This is a genomic window from Sutterella seckii (assembly GCF_009183815.1).
Lineage (GTDB): Bacteria > Pseudomonadota > Gammaproteobacteria > Burkholderiales > Burkholderiaceae_F > Sutterella > Sutterella seckii.
Genome location: NZ_WEHX01000018.1, coordinates 1 through 15,674, shown reverse-complemented (window position 1 = coordinate 15,674; position 15,674 = coordinate 1). Strand labels below are relative to the sequence as shown.

Annotated in this window: 15 protein-coding genes and 3 tRNA genes; 8 read left to right on the top strand and 10 right to left on the bottom strand. The window is 59.5% G+C overall.

Features of this window, described 5'->3' with window-relative positions; all coding sequences use genetic code 11:
• Position 1: 1 nt before the first annotated feature.
• A complete protein-coding gene (gene ettA / locus GBM95_RS04560; protein ID WP_139688131.1) occupies positions 2-1,666 on the top strand; it encodes an energy-dependent translational throttle protein EttA in 1,665 nt (554 codons plus the stop codon).
• Between the two features lie 89 nt (positions 1,667-1,755).
• On the opposite strand, the gene GBM95_RS04555 is transcribed toward ettA, so the two are convergent.
• The gene (locus GBM95_RS04555; RefSeq protein WP_152158001.1) at positions 1,756-2,460 is read right to left on the bottom strand and encodes a UPF0149 family protein; all 705 of its coding nucleotides are present in this window, start codon (positions 2,458-2,460) and stop codon (positions 1,756-1,758) included.
• A 210-nt stretch (positions 2,461-2,670) separates the two neighbouring features.
• Between GBM95_RS04555 and GBM95_RS04550 the strand changes: the two genes are divergently transcribed.
• Positions 2,671-3,510 (top strand): undecaprenyl-diphosphate phosphatase, encoded by an 840-nt coding sequence (locus GBM95_RS04550; RefSeq protein WP_152158000.1) that lies wholly within the window; start codon positions 2,671-2,673, stop codon positions 3,508-3,510.
• A 56-nt stretch (positions 3,511-3,566) separates the two neighbouring features.
• Here the strand turns inward: GBM95_RS04550 and trmB are convergent, their stop codons facing one another.
• The 6 genes from trmB to GBM95_RS04520 form a co-directional block, all read right to left on the bottom strand.
• Positions 3,567-4,286, bottom strand: a complete 720-nt coding sequence (trmB, locus tag GBM95_RS04545) for a tRNA (guanosine(46)-N7)-methyltransferase TrmB (protein WP_152157999.1) — start codon at positions 4,284-4,286, stop codon at positions 3,567-3,569.
• Between the two features lie 300 nt (positions 4,287-4,586).
• The gene (locus GBM95_RS04540) at positions 4,587-5,240 is read right to left on the bottom strand and encodes a methionine ABC transporter permease (RefSeq protein WP_152157998.1); all 654 of its coding nucleotides are present in this window, start codon (positions 5,238-5,240) and stop codon (positions 4,587-4,589) included.
• A complete protein-coding gene (locus tag GBM95_RS04535) occupies positions 5,233-6,276 on the bottom strand; it encodes a methionine ABC transporter ATP-binding protein (protein ID WP_152157997.1) in 1,044 nt (347 codons plus the stop codon). Before GBM95_RS04535 ends, GBM95_RS04540 begins: the two co-directional genes overlap by 8 nt.
• A 209-nt stretch (positions 6,277-6,485) precedes the next feature.
• A tRNA-Lys gene (locus GBM95_RS04530) sits at positions 6,486-6,561 on the bottom strand.
• 46 nt (positions 6,562-6,607) lie between these two features.
• Positions 6,608-6,683 (bottom strand) — tRNA-Lys (locus GBM95_RS04525).
• A 24-nt stretch (positions 6,684-6,707) separates the two neighbouring features.
• Positions 6,708-6,783: transfer RNA gene (locus GBM95_RS04520), tRNA-Lys, on the bottom strand.
• A 364-nt stretch (positions 6,784-7,147) separates the two neighbouring features.
• On the opposite strand from GBM95_RS04520, the gene recA reads away from it, so the two are divergent.
• The 3 genes from recA to GBM95_RS04505 all read left to right on the top strand — a co-directional run bounded on the left by recA (position 7,148) and on the right by GBM95_RS04505 (position 10,252).
• On the top strand, positions 7,148-8,293 hold the full coding sequence (gene recA / locus GBM95_RS04515) for a recombinase RecA (RefSeq protein WP_152157996.1): 1,146 nt from the start codon (positions 7,148-7,150) through the stop codon (positions 8,291-8,293).
• A gap of 59 nt (positions 8,294-8,352) precedes the next feature.
• Positions 8,353-9,396, top strand: coding sequence for a recombination regulator RecX (gene recX / locus GBM95_RS04510; RefSeq protein ID WP_152157995.1), 1,044 nt, complete (start codon positions 8,353-8,355; stop codon positions 9,394-9,396).
• Between the two features lie 82 nt (positions 9,397-9,478).
• Positions 9,479-10,252 (top strand): TerC family protein, encoded by a 774-nt coding sequence (locus GBM95_RS04505; protein ID WP_152157994.1) that lies wholly within the window; start codon positions 9,479-9,481, stop codon positions 10,250-10,252.
• An 84-nt stretch (positions 10,253-10,336) separates the two neighbouring features.
• Here the strand turns inward: GBM95_RS04505 and mnmA are convergent, their stop codons facing one another.
• A complete protein-coding gene (gene mnmA / locus GBM95_RS04500; protein ID WP_152157993.1) occupies positions 10,337-11,425 on the bottom strand; it encodes a tRNA 2-thiouridine(34) synthase MnmA in 1,089 nt (362 codons plus the stop codon).
• 76 nt (positions 11,426-11,501) lie between these two features.
• Between mnmA and GBM95_RS04495 the strand changes: the two genes are divergently transcribed.
• Positions 11,502-12,614: an NAD(P)H-dependent flavin oxidoreductase gene (locus GBM95_RS04495; RefSeq protein WP_152157992.1), complete on the top strand. Its 1,113-nt coding sequence runs from the start codon at positions 11,502-11,504 to the stop codon at positions 12,612-12,614.
• Positions 12,615-12,687: 73 nt separating this feature from the next.
• On the opposite strand, the gene GBM95_RS04490 is transcribed toward GBM95_RS04495, so the two are convergent.
• Together GBM95_RS04490 and GBM95_RS04485 are read right to left on the bottom strand one after the other, a co-directional pair.
• Positions 12,688-13,422 (bottom strand): LrgB family protein, encoded by a 735-nt coding sequence (locus GBM95_RS04490; RefSeq protein WP_152157991.1) that lies wholly within the window; start codon positions 13,420-13,422, stop codon positions 12,688-12,690.
• 5 nt (positions 13,423-13,427) lie between these two features.
• The gene (locus GBM95_RS04485) at positions 13,428-13,784 is read right to left on the bottom strand and encodes a CidA/LrgA family protein (RefSeq protein WP_152157990.1); all 357 of its coding nucleotides are present in this window, start codon (positions 13,782-13,784) and stop codon (positions 13,428-13,430) included.
• A 171-nt stretch (positions 13,785-13,955) separates the two neighbouring features.
• Here GBM95_RS04485 and GBM95_RS04480 point away from each other — a divergent pair, with 171 nt between their 5' ends.
• Both GBM95_RS04480 and GBM95_RS04475 read left to right on the top strand, forming a co-directional pair.
• Entirely contained in the window at positions 13,956-14,207 is a 252-nt protein-coding gene (locus GBM95_RS04480; RefSeq protein ID WP_152157989.1) for an RNA-binding S4 domain-containing protein, read from the top strand.
• Positions 14,208-14,249: 42 nt separating this feature from the next.
• On the top strand, positions 14,250-15,515 hold the full coding sequence (locus GBM95_RS04475) for a M20/M25/M40 family metallo-hydrolase (protein ID WP_152157988.1): 1,266 nt from the start codon (positions 14,250-14,252) through the stop codon (positions 15,513-15,515).
• Positions 15,516-15,674 lie beyond the last annotated feature (159 nt).

The following is a 15,674-nucleotide window of genomic DNA, read 5'->3' as shown; positions in this document are numbered from 1 at the left end:
CATGGCACAGTACGTTTTCACGATGAACCGCGTCGGGAAGATCGTTCCCCCGAAGCGTCAGATTCTCAAGGACATTTCTCTTTCCTTCTTCCCCGGCGCCAAGATCGGCGTGCTCGGCCTCAACGGCGCGGGCAAGTCCACGCTCCTCAAGATCATGGCGGGCGTGGATAAGGATCATGAAGGCGAAGCGATTCCGATGCCCGGGATCAAGATGGGCTACCTTCCGCAGGAGCCTAAGCTCGATCCCGAACAGACCGTTCGTGAAGCGGTGGAGGAAGGCATGGGCGAAGTCATGCAGGCGCAGGCGAAGCTCGATGCCGTCTATGCGGCCTATGCCGAGCCGGATGCGGATTTCGATGCGCTCGCCGCTGAACAGGCGCGCCTTGAGGCGATTATTGCCGCGGCCGGCACCGACGCCTCGACGCAGATGGAAATCGCCGCCGATGCGCTGCGCCTTCCGCCCTGGGACGCCAAGATCGGCGTGCTCTCGGGCGGCGAAAAGCGTCGCGTGGCGCTCTGCCGTCTGCTCCTTTCCCGTCCGGACATGCTGCTCCTCGACGAACCGACGAACCACCTTGACGCGGAGTCGGTCGAATGGCTCGAGCAGTTCCTGCACCGCTTCCCCGGCACGGTCGTTGCCGTCACGCATGACCGCTACTTCCTCGACAATGCTGCGGAATGGATTCTCGAACTTGACCGCGGCGAAGGCATCCCCTGGAAGGGCAACTACTCCTCCTGGCTCGACCAGAAGGAGCGCCGCCTTGAGATTGAAAAGCGTCAGGAAGACGCGCGCATGAAGGCGATCAAGCACGAGCTTGAATGGGTTCGCCAGAATCCGAAGGGCCGTCAGGCGAAGTCGAAGGCCCGACTCTCCCGATTTGAGGAGCTCTCTTCGGTTGAGTACCAGCAGCGTAATGAAACCAACGAGATCTTCATCCCGGTTGCAGAACGCCTCGGCAACAACGTGATCGAATTCAGCCACGTCTCGAAGGGATTCGGCGACAGGCTTCTGATCGACGATCTCTCCTTCGTTATTCCGCCCGGCGCCATTGTGGGCGTCATCGGCCCGAACGGCGCCGGCAAGTCGACGCTCTTCAAGATGATTGAAGGCCGCGAGAAGCCGGATTCGGGCGAAATCAAGATCGGGCCGACGGTGAAGCTCGCGGCGGTGGATCAGATGCGCGATTCGCTCCCCAACGACAAGACGGCCTTCGAAGCCGTTTCGGGAGGCCAGGACATTCTCCAGGTCGGCAAGTTCTCGATGCAGAGCCGCGCCTATCTCGGCCGCTTCAACTTCAAGGGCGCCGATCAGCAGAAGCTCGTCGGGAATCTCTCGGGCGGCGAGCGCGGCCGTCTTCACCTCGCCAAGACCCTCCTCGCGGGCGGCAACGTCCTGCTTCTTGACGAACCGTCAAACGACCTTGACGTTGAAACCCTGCGCGCACTCGAAGAGGCGCTTCTCGAGTTCGCCGGCTGCGCGCTCGTGACGTCGCACGACCGCTGGTTCCTCGACCGCATCGCGACGCACATCCTTGCTTTCGAAGGTGACTCCAAGGTGGTCTTCTTCAACGGCAACTACAACGAGTACGAAGCCGACAAGCGCCGCCGCTTGGGCGAAGAAGGCGCAAAGCCGAAGCGCCTGCGCTTCAAGCCCCTGAAGCATTGATGCTTCCGAGCTGATGCCAAACAAAAAGCCTGTTTCCCGAACTTTCTGAGGAAACAGGCTTTTTTTCGGACCTCTAATCAGCGCGCGCTTCAGGCCTTTTTGCCGCAGCACTGCTTGAACTTCTTGCCGCTTCCGCAGGGGCAGGGGTCGTTTCTGCCGACGCGGGGCGCCTCGCGGCGGACGGGCTCATTGGGAACATTGAGATCCTTGAGGCGGAAGACGCTTTCGACCATCTGGTAGAGCGCTTCACCCAAATCCTTTGCCGGCGGGCATTGGTTTCTAGCGGCCTGCCAGACTGCTTTCGCGTCAGCCTCGAGTTCGTCGTCTTCCGTCGCCATGCGGGCGGCGATCGGGATCAGGGCCTCCTGCGTCGCCGCAGCGTCCGTTGTCTCGTCGGGCCACTGCGTTGCGCCCATCATGAAGCCCGCAGCCCAGGGGACAACCGCTTCGATGCCTTCTTCATTCGTGATCTCCTTGCCTTCGTCGTCGACGAGCGGGAAGATCACCGGATCAAGACCGCCGCCGGCATTGAGGGCGGCTTTGATTTCGCGCATGCGCAGGCGGATGAGTTCGAGGAGGCGCTCGTCGTCGGGGAGCGCTTCCGGATCCCCCGATGCGCTGAAGATGAAGGGGAGCACATCTTCGTCGGAGGGTTTTAAGGGATTGAGCGCCGTGGCGGTAAGGTAGCCGTCGAGCACGCCCGCGTCCATCGCCTCCTCACTCTTGAGCGCTTCGATGCGGTTCTGCATTTCTTCAATTTCAGCGCTGTCAATGAGCTTGGTGTCTTCAGCCATGAATGTCTCCTTCGGGGAATATGGGTGGATGCCGGGGAACGCAGGGACGATTGCGCTTCCGGCTGGTTGGAGATCATAGCGCAGAGCTTCTTCCCGGCTCTTTGGTTTCCGGCTGTTTCGGAGCGGCTCTGCGCGCCGCGCAGGGCGGCTGCTCTCGCGGATAATGTCGGACTCTCTTCAACCTCAGCTTCAGCTTCAGAGTTTCATCAAGTGGACTGGCTTTATTCACTTCAGGCAGCCGTGCTCGGCATCGTCGAGGGACTTACGGAATTCCTGCCGATCAGCTCAACGGGTCACCTCATCATTGCGAGCGACATTGTCGGCTTTGCTGAGACTTCGGGTGCCGACGAATTCGTTGTCGCCATTCAGTCGGGCGCCATTCTCGCCGTTTGCTGGTACTACCGCGCCAGGATTCTTTCGATTCTCAGAGGGCTTTTCTCGAATCGAAAGGAGCAGAGGCTTGCGGTCAATACGATCGTGGCATTCCTTCCGGCCGCGGTGGTCGGCGTGCTTGTGGCAGGCGTCATCAAGGCTTATCTCTTTAATCCTCTGACGGTTGCCGTTGCGCTTATCCTGGGCGGCTTCATCATTCTCTGGATTGAGGGCCGGCAGGCCCGGCTCGGCACCCCGCCGCGAGTCGCCACGATGGACGACATGACCTGGAAGGATGCGCTTCTCGTCGGATTCATGCAGTGTCTTGCCATGATTCCGGGGACCAGCCGCTCCGGCGCCACCATTATCGGCGGCATGGTGCTGGGGCTTTCCCGCCGCGCGGCAACGGAATTTTCCTTCTTCCTCGCCATTCCGACGATTTTCGGCGCAACGGTCTACGACCTCTGGAAGGCGAGGAACGACCTGGTGCTCGACAACCTTCCCGGACTCGCCATCGGCACCGCCGTTTCATTCGTGAGCGCCCTGCTGGTGGTCCACTGGCTCCTGCGGTTTGTTGCGGGACACGATTTCCGGGGATTCGGCTGGTACCGCATCATTTTCGGCATCGTGATTCTGGCCGCAACCACGATGGGTTGGGTTGAATGGCGGGCGGTCTGAGCCCGCAATAAAAAAGGCGCCTCTTGCAGGCGCCTTTTTCAGAGGAAGGTCAGGGATTATCGGCGAATGAAGACGAGATCCCAAATGCCGTGACCGAGCCTTTCGCCGCGGGCCTGGAACTTCGTCTGCGGACGTTCGCAGAGGGGATTCGCCATGACGGGGCTGAAGCCGTCATAGAGATTTCTGAGCTTCGGTTCCGCTGAGAGGACTTCCATCATCTGCTCGGAATAGTTTTCCCAGTCGGTGGCGCAGTGGATGTAGCCGCCCGGAGCAATGCGGGAAACGAGCATGCCGATGAAGGGCTGGGCCACGAGGCGGCGCTTGTGGTGGCGCGCCTTGCGCCACGGATCGGGGAAGTAGATGTGCACGCCCGCGAGGAAGTTTTCCGGGATCATGTCGCGCACGACCTCAACGGCATCGTGACGCACGATGCGCACATTGGTGAGCGCCATTTCATCGAGACGCTTCGCAAGCGCGCCCACGCCGGCGGCGAAGACTTCGCATCCGAGGAAGTTGATTTCCGGGTGCGCGGCAGCGATCGCACAGGTTGTTTCGCCCATGCCGCAGCCGATCTCAAGCACAACAGGGGCTTCACGGCCGAATGCGGCATTGAAGTCGAGGAGCTTCGGCTCATACTCGACGGCGTAGCGCGGAAGCGCTTCCTCGAGAGCTCGCTTCTGCGCGTTCGAGATGTGCCCTCTGCGCATGACGAAGCTGCGGATGTGGCGCTGCTTGAGTTCCTCGAGTTCTTCGGGCGTAAGTTCCTTCTTTTCCATGGTCTTTCTGAGGACGGTTGGGCAAAAATTGAGCTCGCGATTATCCCGCGCCTGAGGCGAAAACGTCAACGCCCGGGGCGGAGTTCTCGAGGGATGGGCGTTATCCGTACATTTGCCCGGCGAGAGAAGTGAGGAATTCCATCATCTCGGAAGCATTGTTTGAAAACTGCAGGAAAGTGTATAGAAGACAGAATGCATCGAAGATGAAATTGCGCGGCAAAAAAGAAAGCCGCCAATGGTTCCGGCAGTTGATGCCGGGATCCAGTGGCGGCTTCAGTGAAGCTGCGTGATCTTCCGAGCTTACTTGTGGGAGAGCCTGCGCACGAGGTAGTCGCCGAGCGACTGGAGGCCCTGAACTAGCACGATGAGGACGAAGACGACAGGCCACATCACTTCAGGCATGAAGCGCTGGTAGCCGTAGCGGATGCCGAGGTCGCCGAGGCCGCCGCCGCCCACAACGCCCGCCATGGCGGAGAAGCCGATCAGGCTCACCGTGGCAATGGTGAGGCCGGCGAGAATGCCGGGAAGCGCTTCAGGAAGGAGCACCTTGCAGACGATCTGCGCATTCGAGGCGCCCATGGCCTGGGCAGCTTCCACGAGACCCTTGTCGACTTCGCGAAGGCTCGTTTCCACAATGCGCGCAATGAAAGGCGCCACCGCGATGGTGAGCGGAACAATGGCCGCCGCCGTACCGATGGAGGAACCCACCACGAGACGCGTGAACGGAATGATCGCGACGAGGAGGATGATGAACGGAATCGAGCGCAGCGCATTGATGACGACGGCGAGGCAGAAGTGGAACTTCGGCATCGGCATGAAGGACTTCTTGTCGGTGACGAAGAGCAGAATGCCGAGCGGGATGCCGAGCGCAGAACCAATGCCTCCCGAGACGAGCACCATGATGATGGTCTCGAGGAAGGAGGACGAGATCATGCTGACGAGCGTATTAGACATTCTGGATCTCCTCGACGAGAACGCCGCGGTCGCGGATGAATTCCACGGCTTTTCGATAGGTTTCGCCCGGGGCTACGACAAGAAGCGTGAGCGTGCCGAGCGTGCGGCCCTGAAGGTCGTCGACCGTGCCCCTCAGGATGTTGAAGTTGATGCCAAATTCACGCGAAGCGAGCGAAATGACGGGTTCCGTAACCTCGCCGCCGATGAAGGAAAGATGGAGCAGGTGGACGTTGTCGCGGCCATTGAGGGCGCGCGAGGCATTCACCGTATCGACGATCGACTGCGGCAGATCGCGGGCCATCACCTGACCGATGAGCGCGCGCGTGGTTTCGGACTGCGGACGCGCAAAGATGTCGATCACGTCGCCTTCCTCAACGATCTGGCCCTTATTCATGACGACGACGCGGCCGCAGATCTGCTTCACGACGTTCATTTCATGCGTGATCATGACGATCGTGACGCCGAGTTCCTGGTTGATGCGCTTGAGGAGCTCCAGGGTGGCGACGGTGGTTTCGGGGTCAAGCGCGGAGGTGGCTTCGTCCGAAAGCAGCACTTTCGGGTCGTTCGCGAGCGCGCGGGCGATGCCGACGCGCTGCTTCTGGCCGCCCGAGAGCTGGGACGGATACTTGTTCGCATGCTCGTCAAGACCCACGAGGTGGATGAGCGGCGTGATCTTCTCGCGGATCTGGTCCTTCGGCGTTCCCGTGAGTTCGAGCGGAAGCGCGATGTTGTCGTAGACCGTGCGCGAGGAAAGCAGGTTGAAGTGCTGGAAGATCATGCCGATGGAGCGGCGGACCTTGCGCAGATCGTCGTCGGGAAGCTTCGTGAGATCCTGGCCGTCAACGATGACGCTGCCGCTCGTAGGGCGGTTGAGCAGGTTGATGCAGCGTACGAGCGTGCTCTTGCCTGCGCCCGAGCGACCGATGATGCCGAAGATTTCTTCGGAGCGGATGTGTATGGAGACATCCTTGAGCGCATCAAACGCCGTTCCGTCAGGACTGACGTAAGTCTGCGTAATGTGTTCGAGCTTGATCATGGGATGAGGTCAAAAGAGGATTGCGGCGGAAGCGCGCTCGTTTTTGAGTGAAGTGCTTCCGGGAAAAGCGGATTTGATGCAGTCTACAGACTGCAGCAGCGGTGCTGATGCCTCTGCCCGACAGAATTCCGCGCAATGCTGAGGTATTACCTGACGACGCCGGAGGCAGAAAAACAAAAAGCCCGCCATTTCGGCGGGCTTTTTGAAATTGGTGGGAACGCAGGGATTCGAACCCTGGACCGACGGATTAAGAGTCCGCTGCTCTACCAACTGAGCTACGTTCCCGAAGATGACGCAGATTTTAAATTTCCGCACCAGCTTCATTGAAACCTGGTGGGAACGCAGGGATTCGAACCCTGGACCGACGGATTAAGAGTCCGCTGCTCTACCAACTGAGCTACGTTCCCAACTTAACGACTGCTGACTGTGTTTGGTGGGTCGTGCGGGATTCGAACCCACGACCAACGGATTAAAAGTCCGCTGCTCTACCAGCTGAGCTAACGACCCAAGTGACGGTCATCAGCCGCACAGGAGCATTCGTTTGAGGAAGCGAATTTTGCCCCAATCATTTCCGCTTGTCAAGAGCGTCAAAAAAGAAAACCAGAACGACAGAAAATCCTGAAGCGTCTATTTGTGTCGAATGTTAGGGTAACCACTAACAAAAGAGACCATTGCGCATTCGACTGAAGTAATGCTATTGTTCGTTTGTCGCAGGAAGACTGCGAATTAATTTTACCTAACTATCAACAAAGTAGAAGATCATTTTTGTGCATAATCTCCAAAAAATGATCTTTTGATCCTCGTTCGAAAAATTATTGAGAATTTTTCACTTGAACGGGTGAAACGAACACTCTCTGTAAGGACAAACATCATGGCTACAAAGAACGGCGCACGCTCCCAGCCCGTGGAACGTAAGGAAGGCGATGAGCGCAAAAAGGCGTTGTCCATAGCGCTTGCCAGCATCGAGAAGCAGTTCGGCAAGGGCGCCATCATGCGCATGTCCGACAATCTCGAACCGCAGAACATTGAAGTCTGCCCGACCGGGTCGCTGTCGCTCGACCTCGCGCTCGGCGTGGGCGGACTTCCGAAGGGCCGCATTATTGAGATCTTCGGGCCGGAATCCTCGGGCAAGACGACGCTCTCGCTCCAGGTAATTGCAGAAATGCAGAAGACGGGCGGCACCTGCGCCTTCATCGATGCCGAGCACGCGCTCGACATCCAGTACGCCTCGCGTCTCGGCGTTCAGGTCCCCGACCTGCTGCTTTCGCAGCCGGATACGGGCGAACAGGCTCTCGAAATCGTTGATGCGCTGGTGCGTTCGGGTTCCGTCGATCTGGTCGTCGTCGACTCGGTGGCCGCCCTTACGCCCAAAAACGAAATTGAAGGCGTGATGGGCGATTCGCTGCCCGGCCTTCAGGCGCGTCTGATGTCGCAGGCGCTTCGCAAGCTTACGACCAGCATTTCCCGCACGAAGTGCATCGTCATCTTCATCAACCAGATCCGCATGAAGATCGGCGGCTACGGCAATCCGGAGACCACTGCCGGCGGCAATGCGCTGAAGTTCTACAGCTCCGTTCGTCTTGACATCCGCCGCGTCGGCGCGATCAAGAAGGGCGATGAAGTGATCGGCAACGAAACGAAGGTGAAGGTCGTCAAGAATAAGGTTGCGCCTCCCTTCAAGCAGGTGAAGTTCGATATTCTGTACGGCCAGGGCATTTCGCGTCTCGGCGAAATTATCGACATCGGTACGGAACTCAATGTGCTCGAGAAGTCGGGCGCCTGGTACTCCTACAACGGGAACCGTCTCGGTCAGGGCAAGGAAAAGGTGCGCGATCTGCTGAAGGATAACGTCGAGCTGCAGCAGGAGATCGAGAAGAAGATCCGCGAACTTAAGGGCGCGCATGTTTCGAGCATCACCTCCGTGGACGATGAGGACATGCAGGCGCTCGACATGCCGACGGAGGAAGCAGAAGCTGACGACGTTCCGCCCGCCCGCGAAGTGGACGACGACCTGTGATTTAATTTCTCAGACACACATTCCGGAGGCCTCCGCCTAAGTAAAGCGGAGGCCTCTTCATGCCGATGGAAGTTATTTTTACGGACGAAGATCTGGAACCCGTGCCTGAAGCGGCGCAGTCGAAGCCGGAGAAGCCCGCGAAGCCCTGCTCATCTCCTCTTAATGCGCCGAAAACCGCAGTAAAGGCCGCCGAGCCGCGCGAGGAGTCGCTTTTCGGCGATCTGGAGGATGCGCTCGGGCTCGAACCCGTGTTTGCTCCGGCGCCCGGGCCTTTCGGCGCGCCGCCCGCAAAGCTTCCTGACTGGATAAAAACCTCGGCGGCGGCGCCTCCTGAACTTCCGCAAAGCATGCCGGCGTTTGAATCTGATCCCTTCAGCGAAGAAGGAGCGCAGAAAGCGGAAAAGCCTCCCCGGCGGAAGAAAGCCTCAGGGAAAGCGGTCGGGCGCGCGAGGGATGCTCAGAAAGAAAAAGAAGGAAGTCCTGCCGGCCCCCGCATCATTACGTCTCCTGAAGACATCGCCGCTTTCGACGTGATGCGCGATGACGGCACCGTCGTAGAAGTGGATCGGGACACCTGTACGGATCCGGAGGTTTTTGAAGCCGAGCGCAGGCGGCGAAGCGTCGGGAGGAAGCCCAAACCTGTCAGGAACATTCTCACGCGCGCGGTGGATGCACTCTCGAGGCGCGAATATTCGCGGCGCGAGCTCGGCCGAAAGCTTCTTCAGGGGCTTCTTGAAGGAGAAACCCGCGAGGAAATTACTGCGGCGCTCGACAAGCTCGAGGGCATGGGGCTTCTTTCAGATGAACGCTATGCGGAAGCGAAGATCCGGTCGTGCGCCGGACGCATGGGCGACATTCGCCTCAAGCGGGAACTCCGCATGAGCGGCGTTTCCGACGAAGCCATTGAAGAAGCCATGTCGGCGCTCGAGGAGCCCGAAGAAGTGCGGGCGCTGCGGATATGGAGCCGCCGCTGGAGCGAGCCTCCGAAGGACTGGAAGGAACGCGAAAAGATGGTTCGATACCTGGCAACCCGGGGATTCAGCATGTCTGCGATTCAGAAGGTTCTTCGCGGCGAGGTGGAGCTGCCGGAAAATCATATGTAACGGGCGTAAGAATTTAGAGCAGGTGTAAACCTGTACGTTTAAAATCTCAAGTCCAAAAAAATCCAACTTAAGGGGGGACACCGTGGAATATTTATGGGATCTGTTGGTAAATCTGCATTGGGGGGCAGTCGGACAGATCATCATGATCGACATCCTCCTTGGCGGCGACAACGCAGTCGTCATCGCCATGGCTTGCCGCAACCTGCCGCATGAGCAGCGCGCAAAGGGCATTTTCTGGGGTACTGCCGGCGCGATCGGTCTGCGCGTGGTGCTCATTACCTTCGCGGTGATGCTTCTCGACCTGCCCTTCCTCAAGGTCGTGGGCGCGCTCCTTCTGCTCTGGATCGGCGTCAAGCTCCTGATCCCGGAATACGATTCGCACGAAAAAATTGAAGGGAGCTCCAAGCTTCTCGGGGCCATCAAAACCATCATTGTTGCCGACTTCGTCATGTCGTTCGACAACGTGATCGCCATTGCGGGCGCTGCCCAGCAGGCGCATGAAGCGCATCAGACGCTCCTCGTCATCTTCGGCCTCATCGTTTCGGTGCCCTTCATTGTTTTCGGCAGCCAGGTCGTGCTCAAGCTCCTCGACCGCTTCCCGATCATCATTTACTTCGGCGGCGGCCTGCTCGGCTGGATCGCGGGCGGCATGATCGTTTCGGACGGTTATGTGGCGACGCACTGGCCTGAATTCAGCTTCATGGCGCACTATCCCTTCTGCATCGGCGGTGCAGCGGTGGTCATCATCATCGGCCACCTGATCGCGCGAAAGAAGCGCGCGGAACATGAGGCTCAGCTTGAACTGCGCAAGGTTTCGCCCAAGGCGGAAAATGCCGGTGAAGCCAAGAGCGAATAATTAAAAAAGCCAATAAAGAAGCGGCGGGAACTCTGAAGGGGCTCCCGCCGTTTTTCTTGATGGATTTTCGATTTTTCTTCCGGCTCAGCGCTCAACAATGTCGATGAAGCCGCCGCCGAGACAGACGTCGCCTTGGTAGAGCACAGCGCTCTGACCGGGCGTAGCCGCCCACTGGGGTTCGTCAAATAGAAGTTCGAACGCGTCCGGCGTGACGGAGCCCAGCCGGCAGGGGCCGTCCTTCTGGCGATAGCGGGTCTTCACCGTCACGGGAAGCGACGGATCCGGAGCGACGCCTGAAATCCAGCTCGGGTGTACGGCAGTGAGTTCGTGGGAAAGCAGCCAGGGATGATCGTGCCCCTGGCAGATCCAGAGCGTATTGGTCTTGAGGTCCTTCGCGGCGACGAACCACGGTTCGCCCGTGGAATCCTGCTGGCCGCCCACGCCGATGCCTTTTCTCTGGCCGAGCGTATAGAAGGAGAGGCCGATGTGTTCGCCCACGATCTTTCCGTCGGGCGTCTTGATGGGACCGGGCTTGGTCGGGAGATAGCGGTTGAGAAACTCTCGGAAGGGACGTTCGCCGATGAAGCAGATTCCGGTTGAGTCCTTCTTCTTTGCATTGGGGAGCCCGATCTCGTCTGCGATCCGGCGCACTTCCGTCTTCAGCATGCCGCCCACGGGAAAGAGCACGCGGCGGATCTGCTCCTGGGAGAGACGGTGGAGGAAGTAGCTCTGGTCCTTTCCCGGATCGACGCCCCGGAGAAGCTCCGTCATGCCGTTCTCACGCCTGACGCGCGCATAGTGGCCCGTGGCGATCCAGTCTGCGCCCATGCGCATGGCGTGGTCGAGAAACGCCCGGAACTTGATCTCGGAATTGCAGAGAATGTCAGGATTCGGGGTGCGGCCGGCAGAATATTCGCGAAGGAAGTCGGAGAAAACGCGTTCCTTATATTCGCGCGCGAAATTGACGGCCTCGATGTCGATGCCGATCACGTCGGCCACAGCCGTAGCATCAATGAAGTCCTGACGCGAGGAGCAGTATTCGCTGTCGTCATCATCCTCCCAGTTTTTCATGAAGAGACCGATGACTTCGTAGCCTTGTTCCTTGAGGAGCCAGGCGCTGACGGAGGAATCCACGCCTCCGGAGAGGCCGACGACGACTTTTTCTTTAGACATTGAAAAGAGAGAGCACCATAGAATTCGGGTGCCGGCAAAAAAAGTTTCAACCGGCGCTGATTTTAACGAGGGACAAATGACGAGTACGTCGGAATCGATCGGCATTCTTGAAGAGGCGCAGCAGCGGGCAAAGTCGCTTGCGGAGCGCCTCGGCATTGAGCGCGCAGTGCTTTCGGCACCGATGACGGGTACGGCCGGGCCGGAACTGGTTGCTGCCGTGAGCGCTGCCGGGGGACTTGGCGTGCTTCCGACGGGCGGCATGACGGCCTCTGAGATCGAAAAGGCGGCAGAAAAAATCCGCAGCCTGACGGATAAGCCCTTCGCCATCCAGATCCGCATCCCCCCGAAAGCCGCGCATCGGCCTCAGGATCTCCACGAGCTCGCAGAAGGCCTTGCGGAAGTCCTGAAGGGCCTCCGGCTTCCCGATCCGCTCTCGCCCGAAGGTGAAGCGTTCTACGATTTCGCGTCGACGCGCGAGCACGAAACCTTCGACGAGCGCTTTAAGGCGATTCTTGCCGCGAAGCCCGCAGCCGTCATTTCAACCTCAGGAGGTTTTCGCGAGCCCGAGGCTGAGGCGCTTTTCGACGCCCGGATCATGAATATCGGCACGGCGACCACGCTTCGCGAAGCCAAGGTGCTGCGCGCCGCTAAAGCAGATGCGATTATCTGTCAGGGTGCGGAAGCGGCCGGACCGAGATCCAATTTTGAGGATTCCGACGAGGTGCTTACGGGTCTTATGAGCCTTGTGCCGGCTGCGGCGCGTGCGACGCGGCTCCCTGTAATCGCTGCCGGCGGCATCTCTGAGGGAACGCAGGCCTGCGGGGCGCTTCTCGCGGGAGCGAGCGGCGTAATGGCGGGCACGGCTTTTCTTTCGACCCGCGAGTCGCTTGCAAGTCCCTACGTCAGGAATGTGCTCATCTGGACGACGGCGGCACATCTTACGCTGACAAGGCTCTATACCGGGCGGCTGGTGCGGGCGCTCCGGTCGCCGCTTCTTGATGCGCTTCAGGATTATGAGCCGAGGCTTCCGGCATGGCCCGCGCCCGAAGCATTGATGGGACCTTTAACGGAAGCCGCCCGCAGGCAGGGCCGCGAGGAGCTCGAGGCGGTCTATCTCGGACAGTCTGCAGGAAGAAGCAGCTGGCGCACTGCCCGGGAGGCAGTGGAAGCGCTCTCAAAATACTTTTAAGCAGAAAAGAAAAGCCGCTGCAGTTCGGAGTCGAATGCAGCGGCTTTTCTAGAAAGGCGAGTCGTCCCGCCTGTTACCGACCGAGCAGATGCATGATCGGGAACGCGAGAAGCGGCGCGAGGAAGGCGGAAATGATGCCTGAGACGCCCATCGCAAGGCCGGCAAAGGCGCCCGCCTTCTGACCGATCAGGAATGCGGCGCCCGTGCCCATGCCGTGAGCGGAGAGGCCGAGCGCGCAGCCGCAGACCGGTTCGGAGCGGATTCTGAGGAGCTTGAAGAGCGGACGGCCGATGATCGAGCCCGTCATGCCGGTAAGCACGACGAGTGCTGCGGTGAGGTCGGGCAGGCCGCCGATGCTCTCCGAAATGCCCATGGCGATCGGGGTCGTGACCGACTTCGGCACGAGAGACATCAGCGTTGCCGACGAGACGCCGAGGGCGCTGCCGATGAGAATCACGGAAACGATGGCGGCCGTGCAGCCGGCAAGAAGACCGAGCGAGAGCGGGAGCCAGAGGCGCGCGAGCTTGGAGCGCTGTTCATAAATAGGCACCGCAAGCACAACCGTTGCCGGTCCGAGCAGAAAGTGAATGAAGCCCGCGCCGGCGAAGTAGGTGTCGTACGGGATGCCCGTGACGACAAGCAGCGTGATGAGGATCGCGACCGAAATAATGATCGGGCTCGCGAAGGGGTTGAATTTCGCCGCACGGAAAACGAGCTGGCCGAAAACGTAGAGCGCAAGCGTGAGGCAGAGCCAGAACGCCGGGTTCTTTTCCAGGTGGGCGAAGGCGTTGAGGAAGAGATCGTCCATGTCAGTTAATCCTCATCCTTGATCTTCATCCACTTTTCGACGGTGATGATGACGTAGGCCGTTACGAGCATGGCGATGACGGTCGAAAGAACGAGCGTCACCATAATGCCGACGCCCTCATCGAGGAAGCGCTGGCCGTGGCGCATGATGCCGACGCCGGCCGGCACGAAAAGAAGCGAAAGGTTGGCGAGCAGCACGCCTGCGGTCGGGCGTACGATCCCGATCAGGTTGTCCTTGATAAGGAAGGAAAGCAGCATGAGCACCATGCCGATAACCGGCCCCGGAACAGGGATACCCGTGAGGCGGCTGATCAGTTCGCCGACGACCTGGTACCCGAGAACGATCGCAATGGAGGAAAGCATGAAAATGAATCCCGCAGGGCTCTTCGAGGGTTTTTCCCATTAAGGTTAATTCGGGTCCTGCATTCTTGGATAATTAAGAGATGGCATTCTGTCACGGTTTCAAGAAACTGCTGTCGTAGCTTCCTTGACGTGAGATAAGAGGATGCGACTATTTCAGCAAAAGAAAGGTTTATGACACAGGAAAAAGAAGCGCCGTTTGCGCTGCGCGGTGAATACATCACTCTCGATGCTCTTCTGAAGGCCGCCGAGATCGCCTCTACCGGAGGTGAAGCCAAGGTGCTTGTTCAGGAGGGCAAGGTTCGCGTCGACGGCGAGCCGGAAAGCCGCCGCGGGCGTAAGCTCCGCGGAGGCGAATGCGTGGAGGCTCTCGGGAAGAGAATCCGCATTGAAGCCGCTGTAAACAATAGCCCGAAAGAAGCCTGATTGTCAGGCTTTCTTCTTAAATAGTTGAAGGAGGAGATTTCAATGACTCAGAACATTCCGCCCCTTTCGGAAGAAGTGCTTGCTCAGGTGAAGAAGCTTGCGGAGAAGCCGGAAGTAAAGGCTGCCATGGAGCAGGCCGCCCGCGAGGTCGACCGCGCCATGGAGGAGCAGATTGAGCTTTGCGAGATCGAAGCGCCGACGTTCCATGAGGAAGTCCGCGCCAGGCGCGTGGCTGAACTCATGCGCGCCTACGGCCTCACGGATGTCGTGACCGATCCGATCGGCAACGTCGTCGGTCGTCGTCCCGGCAAGGGCAATGGTCCCGTGCTCGCCCTCGGCGCGCATATGGATACGGTCTTCCCGGCGGGCACCGACGTCAAGGTTCGCCGCGAGGGCAATATCTACCGCGCTCCCGGCATCGGCGACAACTGCTCGGGCCTCCGTGCGCTCCTGCAGATTCTGCGCATGTTCAACGACCAGAAAATCGAAACCGAAGGCGACATTCTTTTCGTCGGCACGGTGGGTGAGGAAGGCAACGGCGACATCTGCGGCTCCAAGGCTCTTTTCGACGGCACGCGCCATATCGACGGCTTCATCGCCATTGACTCAACCGATGTGGGCCGCGTTCTCAACGGCGCTACCGGTTCGCATCGCTGGCGTCTTTCCGTCGACGGCAAGGGCGGCCACTCCTATGCGGAATTCGGACGCTGCCCGTCGGCGATTCACGCAATCTGCCGCGCCGGCGCAAAGGTCGGGTGCTTCAAGGTCCCGGCTGATCCGAAGACCACCTACACCATCGGCACGATCAAGGGCGGCACGACGGTCAACACCATCGCCGCGCACTGCGAGGTCGAGGTTGACATGCGCTCGGTGAGCAACGAGGAGCTCCTCAAGCTCGAAGCCCGCGTGCTCAAGGCCTTTGAGGAAGCCGTTCAGGAAGAAAACGACTTCTGGGGCATTACGGACGAGAGCCTGAAGCTCAAGCTCACGAAGACCCAGATCGGCAACCGTCCTGCCGGCATGCGTCCGGACGACTGCCCGGTCCTTCAGACGGCGCGCTCCGCGCAGAAGGTCCTCGGCATTGAACTTACCAAGTACATGTGCTCCTCGACCGACGCGAATGCGCCGATGAGCCTCGGCATTCCCTCGACCTGCCTCTGCTCGGGCGGCCGCGGCGTGAATGCGCACTCCGTGACGGAGTATTTCGAGAAGGTCGACACGCAGCTCGGTCCTCAGCTGGTCTTCCTCACGGCAGCCGCCCTCGTTGGCGCCTGCGGCGAGAAGCCGGTTCTTCCCGTGCGCAAGTAATCTGCTTCCGCTCAGAGGCCTTTGAGGTTCTTTGAGCGGAGAGGCTTGCTCGCACGCCAAAATCGGGTAGGAGGCATGGGATTAGTTCCCATGCCGTCCTCCCACACCACCGTACGTACGGTTCCGTATACGGCGGTTCCTAGTATCAAGGCTTAACGG

Excerpts from the sequence above, each read along its gene's own strand:
- ettA (WP_139688131.1), top strand. The coding sequence starts at position 2 with ATGGCACAGTACGTTTTCACGATGAACCGCGTCGGGAAGATCGTTCCC.
- GBM95_RS04555 (WP_152158001.1), bottom strand. The coding sequence starts at position 2,460 with ATGGCTGAAGACACCAAGCTCATTGACAGCGCTGAAATTGAAGAAATG.
- trmB (WP_152157999.1), bottom strand. The coding sequence starts at position 4,286 with ATGGAAAAGAAGGAACTTACGCCCGAAGAACTCGAGGAACTCAAGCAG.
- GBM95_RS04540 (WP_152157998.1), bottom strand. The coding sequence starts at position 5,240 with ATGTCTAATACGCTCGTCAGCATGATCTCGTCCTCCTTCCTCGAGACC.
- GBM95_RS04535 (WP_152157997.1), bottom strand. The coding sequence starts at position 6,276 with ATGATCAAGCTCGAACACATTACGCAGACTTACGTCAGTCCTGACGGA.
- recA (WP_152157996.1), top strand. The coding sequence starts at position 7,148 with ATGGCTACAAAGAACGGCGCACGCTCCCAGCCCGTGGAACGTAAGGAA.
- recX (WP_152157995.1), top strand. The coding sequence starts at position 8,353 with ATGCCGATGGAAGTTATTTTTACGGACGAAGATCTGGAACCCGTGCCT.
- mnmA (WP_152157993.1), bottom strand. The coding sequence starts at position 11,425 with ATGTCTAAAGAAAAAGTCGTCGTCGGCCTCTCCGGAGGCGTGGATTCC.
- GBM95_RS04495 (WP_152157992.1), top strand. The coding sequence starts at position 11,502 with ATGACGAGTACGTCGGAATCGATCGGCATTCTTGAAGAGGCGCAGCAG.
- GBM95_RS04490 (WP_152157991.1), bottom strand. The coding sequence starts at position 13,422 with ATGGACGATCTCTTCCTCAACGCCTTCGCCCACCTGGAAAAGAACCCG.
- GBM95_RS04485 (WP_152157990.1), bottom strand. The coding sequence starts at position 13,784 with ATGCTTTCCTCCATTGCGATCGTTCTCGGGTACCAGGTCGTCGGCGAA.
- GBM95_RS04480 (WP_152157989.1), top strand. The coding sequence starts at position 13,956 with ATGACACAGGAAAAAGAAGCGCCGTTTGCGCTGCGCGGTGAATACATC.
- GBM95_RS04475 (WP_152157988.1), top strand. The coding sequence starts at position 14,250 with ATGACTCAGAACATTCCGCCCCTTTCGGAAGAAGTGCTTGCTCAGGTG.